Origin of the sequence: Corynebacterium sp. HMSC14H10, from assembly GCF_001807105.1 — a bacterium.
In the GTDB taxonomy this organism is placed as follows: Bacteria; Actinomycetota; Actinomycetes; order Mycobacteriales; family Mycobacteriaceae; genus Corynebacterium; species Corynebacterium jeikeium_D.
Window position 1 is genome coordinate 125,463 of the sequence record NZ_KV787410.1, and the last position, 17,610, is coordinate 143,072.

13 protein-coding genes are annotated in these 17,610 nt (G+C 59.5%); 7 read left to right on the plus strand and 6 right to left on the minus strand.

Annotated features, from left to right (window positions below):
- Window positions 1-107: 107 nt before the first annotated feature.
- The 3 genes from rplT to infC form a co-directional block, all read right to left on the minus strand.
- Complete coding sequence (gene rplT, locus HMPREF3135_RS01915; protein ID WP_016422904.1) at window positions 108-491, minus strand: 50S ribosomal protein L20; 384 nt, start codon at window positions 489-491, stop codon at window positions 108-110.
- A gap of 77 nt (window positions 492-568) precedes the next feature.
- The gene (rpmI, locus tag HMPREF3135_RS01920; protein WP_005511726.1) at window positions 569-763 is read right to left on the minus strand and encodes a 50S ribosomal protein L35; all 195 of its coding nucleotides are present in this window, start codon (window positions 761-763) and stop codon (window positions 569-571) included.
- Window positions 764-839: 76 nt separating this feature from the next.
- The gene (gene infC / locus HMPREF3135_RS01925) at window positions 840-1,391 is read right to left on the minus strand and encodes a translation initiation factor IF-3 (RefSeq protein WP_005511730.1); all 552 of its coding nucleotides are present in this window, start codon (window positions 1,389-1,391) and stop codon (window positions 840-842) included.
- 412 nt (window positions 1,392-1,803) lie between these two features.
- Here infC and HMPREF3135_RS01930 point away from each other — a divergent pair, with 412 nt between their 5' ends.
- A complete protein-coding gene (locus tag HMPREF3135_RS01930) occupies window positions 1,804-4,197 on the plus strand; it encodes a DUF2339 domain-containing protein (RefSeq protein ID WP_070437623.1) in 2,394 nt (797 codons plus the stop codon).
- Between the two features lies 1 nt (window position 4,198).
- On the opposite strand, the gene uvrA is transcribed toward HMPREF3135_RS01930, so the two are convergent.
- Window positions 4,199-7,051, minus strand: a complete 2,853-nt coding sequence (gene uvrA / locus HMPREF3135_RS01935) for an excinuclease ABC subunit UvrA (protein WP_070437626.1) — start codon at window positions 7,049-7,051, stop codon at window positions 4,199-4,201.
- Window positions 7,052-7,190: 139 nt separating this feature from the next.
- On the opposite strand from uvrA, the gene HMPREF3135_RS01940 reads away from it, so the two are divergent.
- From HMPREF3135_RS01940 to HMPREF3135_RS01955, 4 genes are all read left to right on the plus strand, one after another.
- Complete coding sequence (locus tag HMPREF3135_RS01940; RefSeq protein WP_070437629.1) at window positions 7,191-7,898, plus strand: MBL fold metallo-hydrolase; 708 nt, start codon at window positions 7,191-7,193, stop codon at window positions 7,896-7,898.
- Window positions 7,899-8,064: 166 nt separating this feature from the next.
- The gene (locus tag HMPREF3135_RS01945; protein ID WP_016422909.1) at window positions 8,065-8,934 is read left to right on the plus strand and encodes a DoxX family protein; all 870 of its coding nucleotides are present in this window, start codon (window positions 8,065-8,067) and stop codon (window positions 8,932-8,934) included.
- A gap of 133 nt (window positions 8,935-9,067) precedes the next feature.
- A complete protein-coding gene (locus HMPREF3135_RS01950; protein WP_070437632.1) occupies window positions 9,068-11,569 on the plus strand; it encodes a HelD family protein in 2,502 nt (833 codons plus the stop codon).
- Between the two features lie 34 nt (window positions 11,570-11,603).
- A complete protein-coding gene (locus tag HMPREF3135_RS01955; RefSeq protein ID WP_065421639.1) occupies window positions 11,604-12,698 on the plus strand; it encodes a DNA glycosylase AlkZ-like family protein in 1,095 nt (364 codons plus the stop codon).
- A gap of 84 nt (window positions 12,699-12,782) precedes the next feature.
- Here the strand turns inward: HMPREF3135_RS01955 and HMPREF3135_RS01960 are convergent, their stop codons facing one another.
- Both HMPREF3135_RS01960 and uvrB read right to left on the minus strand, forming a co-directional pair.
- Window positions 12,783-13,223, minus strand: coding sequence for a universal stress protein (locus HMPREF3135_RS01960; protein ID WP_005511992.1), 441 nt, complete (start codon window positions 13,221-13,223; stop codon window positions 12,783-12,785).
- 132 nt (window positions 13,224-13,355) lie between these two features.
- Window positions 13,356-15,488: an excinuclease ABC subunit UvrB gene (gene uvrB / locus HMPREF3135_RS01965; protein WP_070437635.1), complete on the minus strand. Its 2,133-nt coding sequence runs from the start codon at window positions 15,486-15,488 to the stop codon at window positions 13,356-13,358.
- A gap of 397 nt (window positions 15,489-15,885) precedes the next feature.
- Between uvrB and HMPREF3135_RS01970 the strand changes: the two genes are divergently transcribed.
- Window positions 15,886-16,770, plus strand: a complete 885-nt coding sequence (locus HMPREF3135_RS01970; protein WP_070437638.1) for a type IV toxin-antitoxin system AbiEi family antitoxin domain-containing protein — start codon at window positions 15,886-15,888, stop codon at window positions 16,768-16,770.
- Window positions 16,771-16,864: 94 nt separating this feature from the next.
- Complete coding sequence (locus HMPREF3135_RS01975) at window positions 16,865-17,554, plus strand: hypothetical protein (RefSeq protein WP_246818293.1); 690 nt, start codon at window positions 16,865-16,867, stop codon at window positions 17,552-17,554.
- Window positions 17,555-17,610: the final 56 nt, after the last annotated feature.

Below are 17,610 nucleotides of genomic sequence, written 5' to 3' on the forward strand. Positions count from 1 at the left end.
AGGTTATTCGTTAACCCAATCGACGGTGGTTTTTCAAAGATGTTGGCAGGCGCACTGCCGGTCGCAGGCGCTTGCCGACGCTACGTACGAGTTACCTCGTAGCTGCTTTACTTAGCAGCAGGAGCGTTGACGTCCTCCGGCAGAGCATCCTTAGCGACCTTGACCAGAGCAGCGAATGCCTGTGGGTCGTTGACAGCCATCTCAGCCAGGTTCTTACGGTCAACCTCAACGCCAGCCAGGTTCAGGCCCTGGACGAAGCGGTTGTAGGTGATGTCGTTAGCGCGGGCAGCAGCGTTGATACGCTGAATCCACAGACGACGGAACTGACCCTTACGGTGGCGGCGATCGCGGAACTCGTAGGTCTTGGAGTGGAGCATCTGCTCCTTGGCCTTGCGGTACAGGCGGGAGCGCTGACCACGGTAGCCCTTTGCGGAATCGAGAACTTCGCGACGCTTCTTCTTAGCGTTAACAGACCGCTTCACACGTGCCACGGTGATACTTCCTTTTCGTTGTCTTTAAGAACTAGTGAAATTAAGAGGGCGATTGCCCTGGGACGAGGCTTGAAAAACTAAGCCTTGCCCAGCAGACGCTTGACGCGCTTGACGTCCGACTTAGCAACGTCCGTGGTGCCCTTCAGGCGACGGGTACGAGTGGACGGCTTGCCCTCCAGGAGGTGGCGGCGATTAGCCTGCTCGCGGCGCAGCTTGCCGGAACCGGTAACCTTGATGCGCTTTGCGGTGCCCTTGTGGGTCTTCTGCTTCATGTTAAAACTCTCCCCTACCGATCTTTGACGCTCGTGGCGCAAAAATCTCGTTTACAACCATTTCTGGTCAGGTCGGTTACTTCTTACCCTTATTCCGAACCGGCCCCAGGACCATAGTCATGTTGCGACCGTCCTGCTTCGGGCGAGACTCGACGGTGCCGTACTCTTCGACATCGGCGGCCAGACGCTCCAACAGGCGGAATCCCAGTTCTGGACGAGACTGTTCACGGCCACGGAACATAATCGTGACCTTGACCTTCGAACCCTTCTCCAAGAAACGAACAACGTTGTTCTTCTTGGTTTCGTAGTCGTGGTCATCAATCTTCGGACGGAACTTCTGCTCCTTGACCACAGTCTGCTGCTGGTTCTTTCGAGCCTCGCGTGCCTTCTGGGCTTGTTCGTACTTGAACTTGCCGTAGTCCATAATCTTGGCGACCGGCGGCTTTGCTCGCGGAGCAACCTCAACCAGGTCAAGGTCTGCTTCGTAAGCGAGCTTGAGTGCGTCACCGGTGCGGACAACGCCCACCTGCTCACCATTCGGTCCTACAAGGCGGACTTCCGGTACTCGAATATCCTCGTTAATACGAGCTTCAGCGCTGATGTGGCCTCCTAGGTTGAACCTGAACAATCTTCGTTTCAAACCGCGATAGCAAGCGGGAAAGGAAGAAAAGCCACGCGTCTACAGCGGATTACTACACACTGTATAAGGACGCCTTCCAATCGTGCGATGTGACATCACCGATTAGGGTGGACCCCGGCGCTACCGTAATTCTTTGGCGCACCTAGGGTGGGACTTAAATCCTCTTCGCTGCCGAATGCAACTAAATGCTCCCCGAAGGCAGCAAGCATCGCATTCTGGCGGTCGTAGACGAGATGTTAACACAGCTGTTCTCGCATACCAAAACCGGCTCTCACTCCGGGTTATTCACCATCGGCACCCGACGCGATACCAAGCGTCAAAAAAATTGCAATCCGAATTGTAATCAGATTGGTAGATTCTCTCCATAGTTTTTAGGCCAAACACGATTAAAGTCGTCACCATGAATACTGGCTCCAACGGCTTTGGCCCTAAAGCCGAGAACACCAATCCTAATCAGCACTCCGCCCGATACGACAAGCCTCCGACCGGCGATTTTGTCCTGACCGGCGACTCCGTCTCAGAGCTTTCCCATGCTCTGGCAGATTTGGAGGCCAGCTCGCTTCGACTGGCTCAGCTCACCCGTACCTGGCAGGTGCGCCTTTCGCAGGCAAGCGGGCAAGCGCCGACTGCACCGAGCGCGCCTCAAACTACGGGAACGGAGTTTGCGTCGGTACCTAAAGCGGTACCTAAATCGGCGCCTGAGCGGACACCTCAAGCGCCGCCCCATGTTGCACCCCAAGGGGCACCTCAACACAATCCGCAGCCACCGCCAACACAAGCGGACTGGCGGAATCAACCAGCTCCCCTGCCACAGAGCGGCGCAACTGCGCAGCCGATGTTCGGCTTCCCCTCTGCCCACCAGTGGCGGCGGGATTCGAAGTCGCCGCAGTCTTCTCCCTTGCCGCAGTCTTCCCCCTCGCCACAGTCTTCCCCAACCGGCTCGGCCCCGCCGCCGAAGCTGCCGGAGGCACCGCGTGAACCTCGCGAGCCCCGCGAACCCTGGTGGCGCAACGAGAAGGCGATCATCAAGATTATTGCCATCTTCGGTGGTCTCATTACCGCTGCCGGTATCGCGTTCTTCGTCGCGGTTGCAATCCAATCCGGCCTGATCGGACCGGCCGGTCGTGTGGTCCTGGCTTACTTGTTGGCCGCCGTGCTCGCGGTCGCAGCTGTGCGAGCGCACCGTCGTCAAGCACCGCCTGCTGGCGTGACGGCGTTGATTGCGACATCACTAGCCGCTGCGCACCTGACAACGATGTCGATGTCCTACCTCCTCGACTGGATTCCGGTGGCGGCGACGCTGGTCATCATGTTGCCTTTCGCTGCAGTCGGTCTATACGGCGCGCGGTGGACGAAGTCGAGTGCAACCGCGGCGTGGACAATCACAATCAACACCGGATTAATGCTGTGGGCGACGATCGGCCTCGACTTCCACGCCCGCCCGCGGAGCTCCTCGCTCGCGCAAATCACCCTTCAACTGATGGTCATCGCCGCTATCGTCTGCCTCCTGAACGTCCCCTTCCGGAAGTACGTAGTCGCATTCCTGCTCGGCGCAAACGTTCTCATCGGCGTAATCACGACCAACAATGCACTGGTGATGCCCGCAATCGCCGCACTCACCATTGCCCTTTTCGTGTTTGCCCAGTTCGGCCCGCTGGCGATGGCTCGCCAACTCACTCCCGAGCTTGACGACGAGCCTTCGGAAACCAGCACCTGGGAAGACGATCTGGTCACCATCACGTCAGTAGTTGCCTTCTCGACTCCGGTTGTAGCTGCAGTCCCAATGGTCAACGCCACACAGTCCGCCTCCAGCCTCTGGCTGCTGTTCTACGGCGGATTCGTGCTGTTCATCGCAATTGCTGCAGTATTCCTTTGGAACCGTGCCATCTTCCGCTATCTCGCCCCAATGGCCTTGGCCACGGCAATTCTGCCCTGGCTAGCGCTCGCGGTGGCAGGCCCGGAAAGGAGCTCAGGAGCCGATACTGGAACCCACACTTGGGGTCTCATCCCAATCTCCATCGGTGCCGCGCTCTTTGTCTGGGCGCTGGCCACAGCACCGAAGCACGGCGCGATTGGCGCACGACTACAGGCTCCTGAACCAACCCAGGATGCCGTGGCACCATATACAAAGATTGCGGCACTGACCTGGCTGCTCGGCGCAACGGTAGTACACCTCTACATCCTGCCCGCAGCGTTGAATGCCGGTGCCGCAGCTGATTACTCGGCAACGTGGGCAGAAACGCTTTCGCTGTTGTTCCTGCTGTGCGCCGATGTCGGCCTGGCCGTGACGGCAGCGAGGTCGCAGCTACCGCCAGCTTTTGCACTGATTGGCCTGGCTGCACTGGGTATGCCATTTATCGTGCTGCTCACGACTATTGGCGTGAGCTTCAACGCCGCACACATGTTGCTGAGTATTTTCTGGGCCACGATTGCCGGCATGCTGGTGCTATCGAAGAGGTTCCACCACATTCCGGCGCGACTGGCAGCGGGTTTGACGATTGCGGCGCTGTCTATCGTCAAGCTGATCTTCTACGACATGGCAACGCTCGATGGCGTTATCCGCGCCTTGGCGTTCCTCGGCTGTGGTCTGATTCTGCTGGCCATGGCGGTCTCCGGGGCGAAGCAGAAGAGTGCCGAGGAGCCGGCGGCACCGGACTGTGACGGCACCGCCAGCGATACTGACGCTGCCGGTGCGAGCGGCGCAGCAGATGCCGACCCCGCTGCTGACAGAATGGAAGGCATCACCCGCACCGACGGTCCTGGAATTTCCGACGGAAACGAGCCGACTACCTAAGCTACTTAAGCAGCGGCTTCAGGTACTGCCCGGTGTGGGAGCCGGAACAGTTCGCGACATCCTCCGGCGTGCCCTCTACAACCACGGTGCCACCGCCGGAGCCGCCTTCCGGCCCCATGTCGATGATCCAATCCGCAGACTTGATGACATCCAAATTGTGCTCAATGACAATGACGGTGTTGCCCTTGTCCACCAGGCCCTGCAACACCAACATGAGCTTGCGGATGTCCTCAAAATGCAGCCCCGTGGTCGGCTCATCCAAGATGTAGACCGTCCGGCCATTGGAGCGCTTCTGCAGCTCACTGGCCAACTTCACGCGCTGAGCCTCACCACCCGAGAGCGTGGTTGCCGCCTGCCCGAGACGGACATAGCCCAGGCCGACGTCGACAAGCGTATTGAGATAACGCGCAATCGACTGAATCGGCTCGAAGAACTCCGCTGCCTCGGAGATGGGCATGTCCAGAACCTCAGCGATGGTCTTGCCCTTGTAACGAACCTCCAGCGTTTCGCGGTTGTAGCGCGCGCCGTGGCAAACCTCGCAAGGCACATAGACGTCCGGCAGGAAGTTCATCTCAATCTTGATGGTGCCGTCGCCCTTACACGCCTCACAGCGGCCGCCCTTGACGTTGAAGCTGAATCGACCGGGCTTATAGCCACGAACCTTGGCCTCTTGCGTCTCGGCGAAGAGGTTGCGGATCTTGTCGAACACACCGGTGTACGTCGCTGGGTTGGAACGCGGGGTGCGACCAATCGGCGACTGATCAACTTGCACCAGCTTGTCCAGCTGATCCAACCCCTCCACGCGGCTGTGTCGACCCGGCACCTGACGAGCACCGTTGAGCTCGTTGCTCATCACCTTGGCCAGGATTTCGTTGACCAAGGTGGACTTGCCGGACCCGGAAACACCCGTAACGCAGGTCAACACGCCGAGGGGGAACTTCACGTCAATCTTCTTCAGGTTGTTTTCGCGAGCGCCCTTGACCGTCACCATGCGCGACTTATCAATCGCACGACGGTTCTCCGGCACCGCCAATACCCGACGACCCGAGAGATACGCACCTGTCAGTGATTCCTCGCAGTCAACGATGCCAGACGGTTCACCCTGGTAGACGATTTGTCCACCGTATTCACCGGCCTTTGGCCCAATGTCGACCAGCCAATCGGCCTCGCGAATCGTGTCCTCATCATGCTCGACCACAATCAGGGTATTGCCCAGGTCGCGCAGGTTTTTCAGAGTCTTGATTAGACGGTTGTTATCACGCTGGTGAAGACCAATCGAGGGCTCATCCAAGACGTAGAGCACGCCAGCGAGCCCCGAACCAATCTGTGTGGCCAGACGAATTCGCTGCGCTTCACCACCGGACAGCGTGCCTGCCGAACGAGACAGGGACAGATAATCCAGGCCAACGTCAAGCAGGAATTTCAGACGAGCCTGCACCTCACGCAGAACACGCCCGGCAATCATTTCCTCGCGCTTGCCCAGAGTCAGCGAATTCAGGAATGCCGAGCCATCGTGAACCGATAGCTCTGTCAGCTCGGCAATATTCTTCTGCCCGAACTCCGCCGAATCCAACGTCACCGAAAGAATCTCCGGACGCAAACGAGTACCGCTACATGCCGGGCACGGCACCTCACGCATGTACCCCTGGAAACGCTCCTTCTGAGAGTCGCTCTCCGCCTGTGACAGCTTGCGGTGCAGGTACGGCATCACGCCTTCGAAAGGTGCGGTGTACTGGCGAGTACGGCCGTAGCGATTGCGGTAACGCACCGTGACCTTGTGGCTGGAACCATGCAGCAGGGCCTTGCGCTGCGGCGCTGTGAGGTCTTCGAAAGGCGTGGTCGGGTCGAAGCTCATCTCGGTGGCGAGGCCTTCAACCAGCTTTTCAAAGTACTTCTTGTTCAGCGTCTGCCGCCACGGCGCAATCGCCTCAATCGTCGGCAGCGACGGATCTGGAATCACCAGGTCCGTGTCCACCTCCAGCTTGGTACCGATACCGTCACACTCCGGGCACGCACCATACGGCGAGTTAAAGGAAAACGACCGTGGCTCCAACTCATCGATAGCAATACGGTGCCCATTCGGGCAGGCCATCTTCTCCGAGAACCGCTGGGTTCGACGCGGGTCGTCCGCCTCTAGCCCGACGGCGTCGATGACCACGACGCCGTCGGCAAGCAGAAGCGCCGTTTCGACGGAATCGGTGAGCCTGCGCTGCTGCGACTCCTTCACCTGGAGACGGTCAATGACCACGTCAATGTCATGCTTGACCTGCTTCTTCAGCTTCGGCGGATCCGTTAGACGGTGCATTTCACCATCGACGATGACACGCGCGTAGCCCTCGGATGCGAGGCGTTCAAACAGGTCGACGAATTCACCCTTGCGCGTGCGCACGACGGGTGCGAGGACCTGGAATTTGGTGCCCTCCGGCATTTCCATGACCTGATCGACGATCTGCTGTGGAGTCTGTGAGGAGATTACTTCCCCACAGGTCGGACAGTGCGGAGTACCGGTGCGCGCGTAGAGAAGACGCAGGTAGTCATACACTTCAGTGATGGTTCCGACGGTCGAGCGCGGGTTGCGGTTCGTCGACTTCTGGTCGATCGACACCGCCGGCGAGAGCCCCTCAATCATCTCTACATCGGGCTTTTCCATCTGCCCCAGGAACATGCGCGCATAGGAGCTCAGCGACTCCACGTAACGGCGCTGGCCCTCGGCGAAAATTGTGTCAAATGCCAGTGACGATTTACCCGACCCCGACAGACCTGTGAAAACCACCATCTTGTCTCTGGGCAAATCGATGTCAACACCCTGCAGGTTATGCTCGCGGGCGCCTCTGACCACTAGACGTTCAGCCACAGTGGGAAACCTCAATTCGTCGACGATTCACTGCCGACTAGTCTACAGTCCATAACCAATTTTTCGCACATGTGTTCAGAGACTCGTGGTTACGTTGCGCTCCTAGCGCGCCGACAGACACCTCATTACCCTGGGGCGCATGAACGACGACATTACAATCAGCCCTTACTCCAACTCGCCGAGAACGCGCGGCGTTGAGCGCATTGACTACGGCAATGTCACTATTTATAAGACCTCCGTCGGATCGATGGACAACAACGTCTACCTTTTGGTCGACTCCCGCGAGCCCGACAATTCCCTACTTATCGACGCCGCCACCGACGCCGACCATCTAATCCGCCTGGTTGAGCACGTCGGCGCGCAGGTCCGCACGATTGTCACCACGCACTCCCACGGCGATCACGTTCAGGCGCTCGGCGAGCTCCTGCAGTCATTCCCGGCCCGCCACATCACGTCCAGCCTCGACGCTGCCGACATTCCCGAGCCCGCCGACCAGCAGCTCGACGGCGGCGAGACCATCACGTTCGGCGAGGACATCACGCTGCCCACGTTCATCCTTCGCGGACACACCAAGGGCGGCCTCTGCCTCGACCTGTCCGCCAAGGAAGCCGGCGCGCTTTCCGACGACACCCCGTCACACCACCTCTTCGTCGGTGACAGCATCTTCCCAGGCGGTGTCGGCAAAACGTACTCGCCCGAGGATTTCACGCAGCTTATCGACGATGTCGAGAGCCGTGTCTTCCGCGTCTACCCCGCCGACTCGGTGATTCACCCCGGCCACGGCAAAGACACCACAGTTGGTGTCGAGAGCCCCGAGGTCGAGAACTGGCGCCAGCGTGGTTGGTAGCGCTGGATGAGCGTGGTCGGTAGTGCTGGATGGTGCCGCAGCTTCTGAAAAACTTGTCATTCCCGCGACATAAATAGGCCGGGCTGCGTAGGATTAATAGTGAATTACAGCGACCAGATGGCCAAAAACACGGTTTCACCTGGACGACAAAGGAGATGGAATTTAGATGATTCGCAAGTTTGCCCGACCAATGCTGGCCTCGGTTTTCGTTGCCGACGGTGTCGACACGCTGATGAACCAGAAGGATCATGAAGAGGGCGCACGCGACCTGATTGCCCGCGTCCGCTCCGTAACCCCGAACCAGTACAACAAGTACGTGCCAAATAGCGAGAAGCTGGTTGTCCAGGTCGTCGCTGGCACCAAGGTTGCTGCGGGTTCCCTCTACGCTCTGGGTAAGGCCCCACGCCTGTCCGCCACCGCTCTGGTCGCTGCACAAGTTCCGACGATGCTCGCTCGCCACGCATTCTGGGAAACCCAGGATTCGAAGGAGAAGGCGGCTCGCCGCACTGGTTTCCTGACCGACATCGGTTTGCTGGGCGGCCTCTTCCTGGCTACTGCTGACACCGACGGCAAGCCGGGTGTCGCTTGGCGCGCTGAGAAGGCAGGCAAGCAGCTGAACAAGAAGGTTCAGGCTGCCCTGCCGACCAAGTCTGAAACCGAGCAGCGCACTGAGGAAATCAGCGCAGCCTTCGCTTCCGCCGGCGAGAACGTCCGCGAAAAGGCCGGCCTGCTCCGCGACCGCGCTTCTGAGGCCACCGATGGCGCTCGTGAATACGTCGAGGACAACAAGGACGGCTGGCGCGAGCAGCTCACCGACGCCTTCGACACCGCTAAGAGCTACGTCGAGGACAACAAGGACGACTGGATTGCCAAGGCCACCGAGCTCGCTGAGGACGCGCGCGACTATGCCGAGGACCTGGGCAAGGATCTCAAGAAGGACACTCGCAAGCAGCGCAAGGAACTGCGCAAGCGCGCAGCCAAGGCTTCCAAGGAGGCCAAGAAGTCCGCAAAGAAGGCGCAGAAGCGCCTGCAGTAAGTTTGCTGCCGCAGTTAAAGCGGTATACTTAAACGCTCCCCACGCCACTACGCGTGCGGGAGCGTTTTCATATTTTTATATTCATTCAGCACATCAGTTAGCACTAATTTTGCGATTCGTTGAGGAGACCAGGTTGGCGTCGCGCGCATCCGAGCCCGGGCAGGACCAGACAGGCCGCATTGGCCGCACTGGCCAGGCAGGTCTGCCGGACCAGGCAAGTTCAGCACCACAGCGAGAAGAAGAGAGTACCCTCGCTGCCGAACAGGCCTACGTCGATCGTGCGTTCAGCTTCCTCGACCGGGCACGCGAGCGCGACCAAGAGTACCTGCGCCAGGTCATGCTCATCGACGACCCAGACCCGCAAGCCCGCGTTGAACGCGAGGTGGAATACCACCGACTACAGGCTAATCTGGACCGCTACCGCTCAGCCGAGATTGGCCTGGTCTTTGGTCGAATCGATATCGATGACACAGACCCCGACAATCCTTTGGCAGAGGAAGGGCCGGGGGCGACCGTCGATAAGCGATACATCGGGCGAATCGGCCTGTCCGATGAAAACGACGACTACCGCACGGTCATCATGGATTGGCGTGCCGACGGTGCGCGCCCGTTTTACCTGGCCACGACCGCGCATCCCGAGGGAGTCAGTCTGCGCCGACACCTGCGCACTCACGGCCGGAAGGTCCGCAGCATTGACGACGAATGGCTCTCCGGCGAGGAAGCCGACAGCGCACACGAGACCGAAGTTGAAGCGGGCGTCGGTGGCGAATCGGTCCTGCGGGAGGTCATGAATCAAGCGCGCACCGGCCATATGCGCGGCATTGTGGAGACCATTCAGCGCGAGCAGGACCTCATCATCCGCGACTCCACCCGCGGCACCCTGGTCGTCCAGGGCGGTCCCGGCACAGGCAAGACGGCAGTGGCGCTGCATCGCGTCGCATGGCTTCTCTATACCTACCGCGATCAACTGGCGAAAACCGGTGTCCTCATCATCGGCCCGAACACAACCTTCCTCGACTACATCTCGCGCGTGCTGCCGAGCCTCGGCGAAACGGGCGTGGTACTGACCACCATTGCCGATCTCTACCCCGGCGTGCGCGGTTCCAACGCGCTTATCGACGGACACAACCCCGAACCCCTGGTTGCGCAGGAAGTTAAGGGCTCGATTGAGATGCTCACTATCCTGCGCGAAGCCGTGCGGGCCTACCAGGAGCTCCCCGCGGAACCTCTTGAAGTCCGGAACGACAACATCACCCTGACGATCACACCTGACATGGTGAAAACTGCACGCACGCGTGCGCGGCGGACTCGGAAACCCCACAATCTGGCCCGGCCGATTTTCCGCGATCACGTGGTGGAGCTCCTGGCCGCGCAGATGGCCGAGGTCATCGGCGCCGACCCGCTGGGCGGCGAGAACCTGCTGTCCGTGACCGACGTTGCCGACTTACGTGACGAAATTGACGAATCGGGAGCAGTCGCCGACATCCTCGACGAGCTGTGGCCTGCGCTTACGCCCGAGCGGGTGCTGTCGGAACTGCTGAGCTCTCGCGAGGCCATCGACTACGCCGCCAGCGATTACGACGAGCTGACGCGCGAGGCTCTCTACCGGCCGGAAGGCACCGACTGGATGCCTTCCGACGCCCCGCTTCTCGACGAGCTGGCGGAACTCCTCGGCCCGGTTGGTGAATCGGAGGCCGATGAAGAGGATTGGCAGGCCCGCGTCGAGGAGGCGCAGGGCGCGTTGGATACCCTGTCCAGTTCTGCATCCCAGGATCTTGACGACGGCTTCGAGGCCGAGATTTTGTCAGCGTATGACGTCATCGATGCCGAGGCACTGGCCGAACGCCACCGTGAGCGCGACCTGCGATCCACCGCCGAGCGGGCGGCGGCGGATCGTCTGTGGGCCTACGGCCATGTCATCGTCGACGAGGCTCAGGAACTCTCCGCGATGGCCTGGCGAATGCTGCGCCGCCGCAGCCCCAACGGCTGGATGACTCTCGTCGGTGATGTGGCTCAGACGGGCTCCCCCGCAGGTGCCGCGACCTGGGACGATGTGCTGGAACCCATCATCGGATCGAGGTGGCATCTCCACGAGCTAACCGTCAACTACCGCACCCCAGCTGAGGTGATGGAGGTTGCCGCCAGCGTCCTGGCTGAGATTGACCCGGAGCTGGAGGCGCCGCAGTCGATCCGCGCGACCGGCCGCAAGCCTGTTCAGGCCCACACCGTCGCGGAGGCTCTGACGCATGTGGAGCAGGTTGCGCAGCCGGACCGCCTGGTCGCTGTAATCGCGCCCGCCGAGTTGCTCGAAGCCACGCGCGCGGAGGTGCGGGATTTTCTCGGTGGTGGAGCTGATGGAGATGGTGACCCTGATGGTGCTGGCGGGGCTAGTGCCGCCGATGACGCACCTGCTACTCGCCCCAGCAAACTCACCAACTGCGCGGTCTACGACATCACGACCTCAAAAGGCCTGGAATTCGACGAGGTCATCGTCGTTGCGCCCGACCAGATTGTGGCGCAATCCCCACAGGGGCTACAGGACCTGTACGTTGCACTGACTCGTGCGACCCAGGGGCTAATTGTTGTGGCGCCTCAGCAGTCGGGCGTTTTGCCGGAGCTGCAATGGTTAGAATGACGAGGATAGTGCCGTACAGAATGAGTGAGACATTATGTCCCAAAACTATCTACCTCAGCTAGCTGAACTTCGCGCACGCCGTCTCATTGCCCAGGGGTTAGCTGCAAGTCAAGCACGCAGCGATTGGAATACAAACCTCAACTCGCCTGCATTATCAGCAACGCATGGCATGGTCGCTCTACAAGGGCAGAATTATTCGAACGGTGTTAATGCCATCGCCCTACGCAGTGGCAGCACCACCGACGATGTTTTAGCAGCCATTTCTTCTTACGACATCGTTCGCTGTTGGTCTCAACGAGGCACCCTGCACTTTGTTTCAGCGCAAGACGCGGGAGCAATTATGAGGTTGACGAATCCGCGCATCGAAAAGGCAGCAGCAAGACGTCGTACGACACTCGGGCTTTCTCAAGATGATGTGCAGACCGCAAGGGCAGCATTTCATTCCGAATTGCGCTCACGTGGCCTGTCCGACCCGCTGACTCGGACTGAAGCCTATGAGGTTTTCGCAGATCATGGAATAGACCCCACGGAACAAAGAGGTCCTCACCTACTGCGCACATTCGGCGGCGAAGGCGCTGTCGTCCAAGGGCCACGAAAAGGATCCGAAGATACCTTCGTCCTGCTTGCCGACGTAACTTTCAAAGGCGGCCTCTCAGCAAATACCACGGAGGGCTCCAGCACAGAACACTCAGCTGAATCCACGCTGGCCGACATTGCCTGGCGCTATGTTAATTCCCGCGGACCTATCTGTGTAGCTGACTTCGCGTGGTGGCTGGGGCTGACGAAAACTCAAGCGAAAAAGGCCTTTAAGCTTATCGACCACTTAATAGCTCCTTTCTCCCTCGATTCCTCTGCCTCTCCGCACACGCCAACTGACACAGAATTCACCGGCGAAGGACTCGCACAAAATGAGTACTTCATGCCGGCATGGCAGCAGAACGTAGCTGAGGCCGAGCTTGAAGCCGCGCTTTCACTGACGCTTCGACTGCCCGCTTTTGACGAGTACCTCATGGGCTATGGCAGCCGTACCGAAGTTCTTCCTGAATCCCTTCGCAACCAGGTCTTAACCAGAAACGGAATTAGCTGGCCTTTTGTAGTTGAAGAAGGGGTTATCACCGGCCGACAATAGAAAAACCGGCACCTCAACTAAGAGATGCCGGTTTAAAACGAAAGCTAAATTGTTAGCTGACGGTCTTACTAGCTCACCGTTTTGTTAGCTCACAGTGTGAACAATCATGACGTCACAGTCCGACTGACGAGCAACATCAGCCGGCACGGAGCCCAGCAGACGACCAGTCAGCGAGTTAATACCGCGGTTGCCAACCACCAGCAGGTCAGCGCGACGGTCAGTGACCAGAGACATCAGAGCCTCAACCGGGGAGCCGGAACGAACCTCGGTCTCAACCTTGGTAGCGCCGACGGCCTCTGCGGCCTCCTTAGCAGCAGCCAGGTTCTTCTGAGCCGGGTCATCACCGAGGACCTGAACCGAATCCTGGCGCAGGGTCTTGGACGCATCCTCTGCAGTCTCGTAGTAAGCGCAGCCGATAACCAGGGTGGCATCGAAAGCCGCGGCAATCGAGGCAGCGCGCTCTACTGCGAGCAGCGACGACTTAGAACCATCCGTGCCGACAACAATGGTCTTGTAATCACTCATGAAAACTATCCCTCACTGTGGAAGTTGCATTAAAACAGTTCATCGTGCGTAACGCCGTCGTTGCCCCGAACCCACTGGCCAGAGCCACTTTCGCGAATACACTGTTTTACTTCCCACAACAGTAGCAAAAAACTACTCGACACCGGCCTCAATCATCCCCTTAAGTTCCTTCTTGAGGTCGAAAATCTCATCGCGCAAGCGCCCCGCGAGCTCGAACTTCAACTCTCGCGCAGCCGCGGCCATCTGCTCCGACAGGTCCGCGATAAGCGCCTCGAGCTCCGCCCTCGGCATCTGCTTACCGCTAGCACCATCGGCCGCGCCCGAGCCGTCGGCACGCGAGAGCAGCGCATCAGCGGCCGCACCGGTCTTGCCTTCGTAATCGGTGTCAGCGTTGTCGTAGACCTGATCCAGAATGTCCGCGATCTTCTTGCGCAGCGGCTGCGGATCGATGCCATGCTCAGTGTTGTAAGCAATCTGCTTTTCGCGGCGGCGCTCCGTCTCGTCGATGGCGAACCGCATGGAATCGGTGATCTTGTCGGCGTACATGTGCACCTCGCCGGAGACGTTTCGCGCGGCACGACCAATCGTCTGAATCAACGAGCGCTCCGAACGCAGGAACCCCTCCTTGTCGGCGTCGAGGATTGCCACCAGCGAAACCTCGGGCAAGTCCAGCCCCTCGCGCAGCAGGTTAATACCGACCAGCACGTCGTACTCGCCGAGACGCAACTGCCGCAGCAGCTCAACGCGTTTGAGCGTATCCACATCCGAATGCATGTACCGCACCTGCACGCCATTTTCGAGCAGGTAGTCGGTCAGATCCTCCGCCATCTTCTTCGTCAGGGTTGTGACGAGAACGCGCTCGTCACGCTCGGTGCGCTTTCGGATCTCGCCGATCAAATCATCGATCTGCCCCTCAGTAGGCTTAACGACGATCTTGGGGTCCACCAGCCCAGTCGGACGAATAACCTGCTCCACATACTCGCCACCGGTCTTTTCGAGCTCATAGTCACCCGGCGTTGCGGACATGAACACGACCTGGCCCACTCTGGCATCGAATTCGTCGAACGTCAGCGGGCGGTTATCCAGCGCCGATGGGAGGCGGAAACCGAAGTCGACGAGGTTGCGCTTACGGGAGGCATCGCCCTCGAACATGCCGCCAATCTGCGGCACGGTGACGTGCGACTCATCGATGATGGTGAGGAAGTCCTCCGGGAAATAGTCAATGAGCGTCGCGGGGGCCGAGCCCGGCGCGCGACCATCGATGTGGCGCGAGTAGTTCTCAATGCCGGAGCAGAAGCCGACCTGTTCAATCATTTCGAGGTCGTACTCCGTGCGCATGCGCAGACGCTGTGCTTCCAGCAACTTGCCCCGGTTTTCCAGATCCGCCAGGCGTTCGGCGAGTTCGGCCTTGATGTCCGCGACGGCCCGTTCCATCCGCTCCGGGCCTGCGACGTAGTGCGTAGCTGGGAAGATGCGCAGCTCAGGGACTTGGTCGATGACGTCGCCCGTGACTGGATTGAGGTAGTACAGCGAATCAATCTCGTCGCCGAAGAACTCCACCCGCACGGCCTTTTCTTCGTAGGCCGGGATGATGTCGACCACGTCACCTTTTACTCGGAAGGTGCCGCGGGTAAAGGCAATGTCATTGCGGGCGTACTGAATGTCCACCAAAAGGCGCAGGAACTGGTCGCGGTCGACTTCCTCGCCCTCCTTCAGCCACACCGAACGGTCGAGGTATGACTGCGGGGTACCCAGGCCATAGATGCAAGAAACAGAGCTGACGACGACTACGTCGCGACGCGACAGCAGCGCTGAAGTAGCCGAGTGGCGCAGGCGCTCCACGTCCTCGTTGATGGAGGAATCCTTTTCAATATAGGTATCGGTCTGCGCGATGTAGGCCTCGGGTTGGTAGTAGTCGTAGTACGAAACGAAGTACTCGACCGCGTTGTTTGGCAGCAGGCTGCGGAGCTCATTGACCAGCTGGGCCGCAAGCGTCTTGTTCGGTGCCATGACGAGGGTTGGCCGCTGCACCTTTTCGATCAACCACGCTGCGGTGGCTGACTTACCGGTGCCCGTGGCACCCATCAGGACTACCTCGCGCTCGCCTCTATCTAGGCGCTCCGACAGTTCCGCGATTGCCTGCGGCTGGTCGCCCGAGGGCTCGAACTCGCTGATGACCTCGAAGTTTCCCTCAGCGCGCTCGACTTCACCGACGGGCCGGAACTCCGAGTGTGCGAGGACGGGTTGCTCTGCTGCAAATGCCATAGTTCCCAGCGTAGCGAAGGCTGTCTTGAAAGCGGCTGGTTACGTTACTTCCTGGGGCTTTGGGCTGTCCAGGGCTAGGGTCCAGAGCCTAGGAGCGGCTGTCGAGTTCCGGACCAACATTAAAATCGGTACAGATTTGGACAAGGCTGGCATAAAGTCGCTGCCAGGCCAGCAAAGGCGGGTTCCGCTTCACCAGCTGGCTCTTAGTGCGCATGGACTGACTCCTGGTGAAGCGCAAGCCGTCTTATCGATGGTCCGCGGCTGCGGCTGCGAGGCTGCGAGGCTGCAAGGCTGCGGGAGGCCTGGGTTATCCACACCCTGAAAGTTGTCCACAGATTGGACGTGGAGCCTCTCTCGCAGCGAAGTCCCTGGGCCGAAAAAGCTTAGAGTCCCGACCATGGGAAGTTTCACCACGGCCGAGTTGCGTGCACTCGGCATCGGAGAGAAAAAGACCAGAGCCCTCCTACAACAAGGCAGGCTAACTAAATTGGTACGGGGCCTCTACATTGACGACCACTCTCCCGCCTCAGTCGCCCGAGCAATCACGGGGCATTACAAAAGCATTGCGCTAAGCGGTAAAAGCGCAGCTCAAATCCACTTGAGACTTCCCCTGACACTTCCTATCCAGGCAGAGGGCGCGGGATCAGTTCAGGCCGAGACCTTCTCCATTAGGCACAGCCGCCTGCCGGCCTGCACCAGAATCGATGGCATACCAGTTGTCGAAGCACTCTGGGCAGCACGAGCTTCAAAAGACTTCGCACGCAGAATCCTGGAAACACACTACGCCGGCCGGGGCGGCGAGAAGCGACTCAACCACGACCTCAGCCGGATGCGGAAAGTTCCCGCCTGGCTGCGTGAAACCATCGCCACCACGCCGATTGGCTCATGCAGCGAACTCGAACGCAAGCTGGCCCGCCCACTAATCAAGCGTGGGTACCGCATACGAATGAACCAACTCCTCGGCCCCTACTGCTTCGACATCCTGCTTGACCAGTGGAAAATAGCCATCGAAGTTGACTCAGAGAAGTACCACGCCAACGAGGACTCGTTCATCACAGATCGCTGGAAGACCAACTCCGGCACGCTGCACGGCTGGATAGTCCTGCGGTTCACGGACTCATGCATCAATTGGAATCTCGACAGCGTCCTCGACGAGATCGAGCAGGCAATCCGATGGGTACAAAAGCGCCGTCCCCGCGTGGACTATAAACCAGGATGGCCTGCCTGCCAGAAAGTTTGGGAGTGGAATCCAACGGTTGGCTACGCCAATAAGCAGCGATAAACAGCCGATATCGCGAGATAAACAGCCATCCACTTGCCCAATTGTTATTTATTTTGTAATGAAAACTGCCCGCACAGCAACTAGCCTGGCGCCTATGAACACTTCGCGCCGCACACCAGTCCACACGCACGCTACGACTCGCCCAGGTTCCACCACTCGAAAAGCAACCTCACACCGAGCCCTTGTGGCCGGTATCCTCGCCACCACCGCATTAGCTTTCACCGCCTGCTCAACACAGGAAACCGAAGCAGCGCCCGAATCTGCTACTCCGGTTGAAACCACCACCGTTACTCAGACCGAGGATGGCGTATCTGACAAGGGTCCGGGCAACACGCCTAACCCAACCGGTTCCGCACCGGACCAGGGAGGCGACACAACGACGGCGGAGACTGGTGGCACGTCGACGTCGTCAAGCGAGAGCGATGACAACGGCGACGGGAGCCGGCTTCGTCAGGATATGACCGCTGAGATCTACAACAACCCCTCGCCGGGATCTACCTTCATGGCGGCCGGCGAACAGGCAACCACCTGCATCTACGGCGATGGGTACGGCCTCAACCTCATCGCGGCGGGGCCAAACACCAGCTGCGACTTTGCGAAGGCCGTATTCAACCAGCAGACCGAGGGGCTTAACGCCTCGGAGGACAATATCCGCGACCACCTGCAGCCAAACATCAAGGCCAAGAGTCCCGCGACCGGGAAGACCTACGACCTCAGCTGCAGCACGCAAGACGACGTTGTCGTGTGCACCGGCGGCAACAACGCGAAGATTTACATGTACTAGCGCACCAGGTGGCGGTCGGCAGTCGGTGCAACTGCTGGCCGCCAGCCGCGATTCGC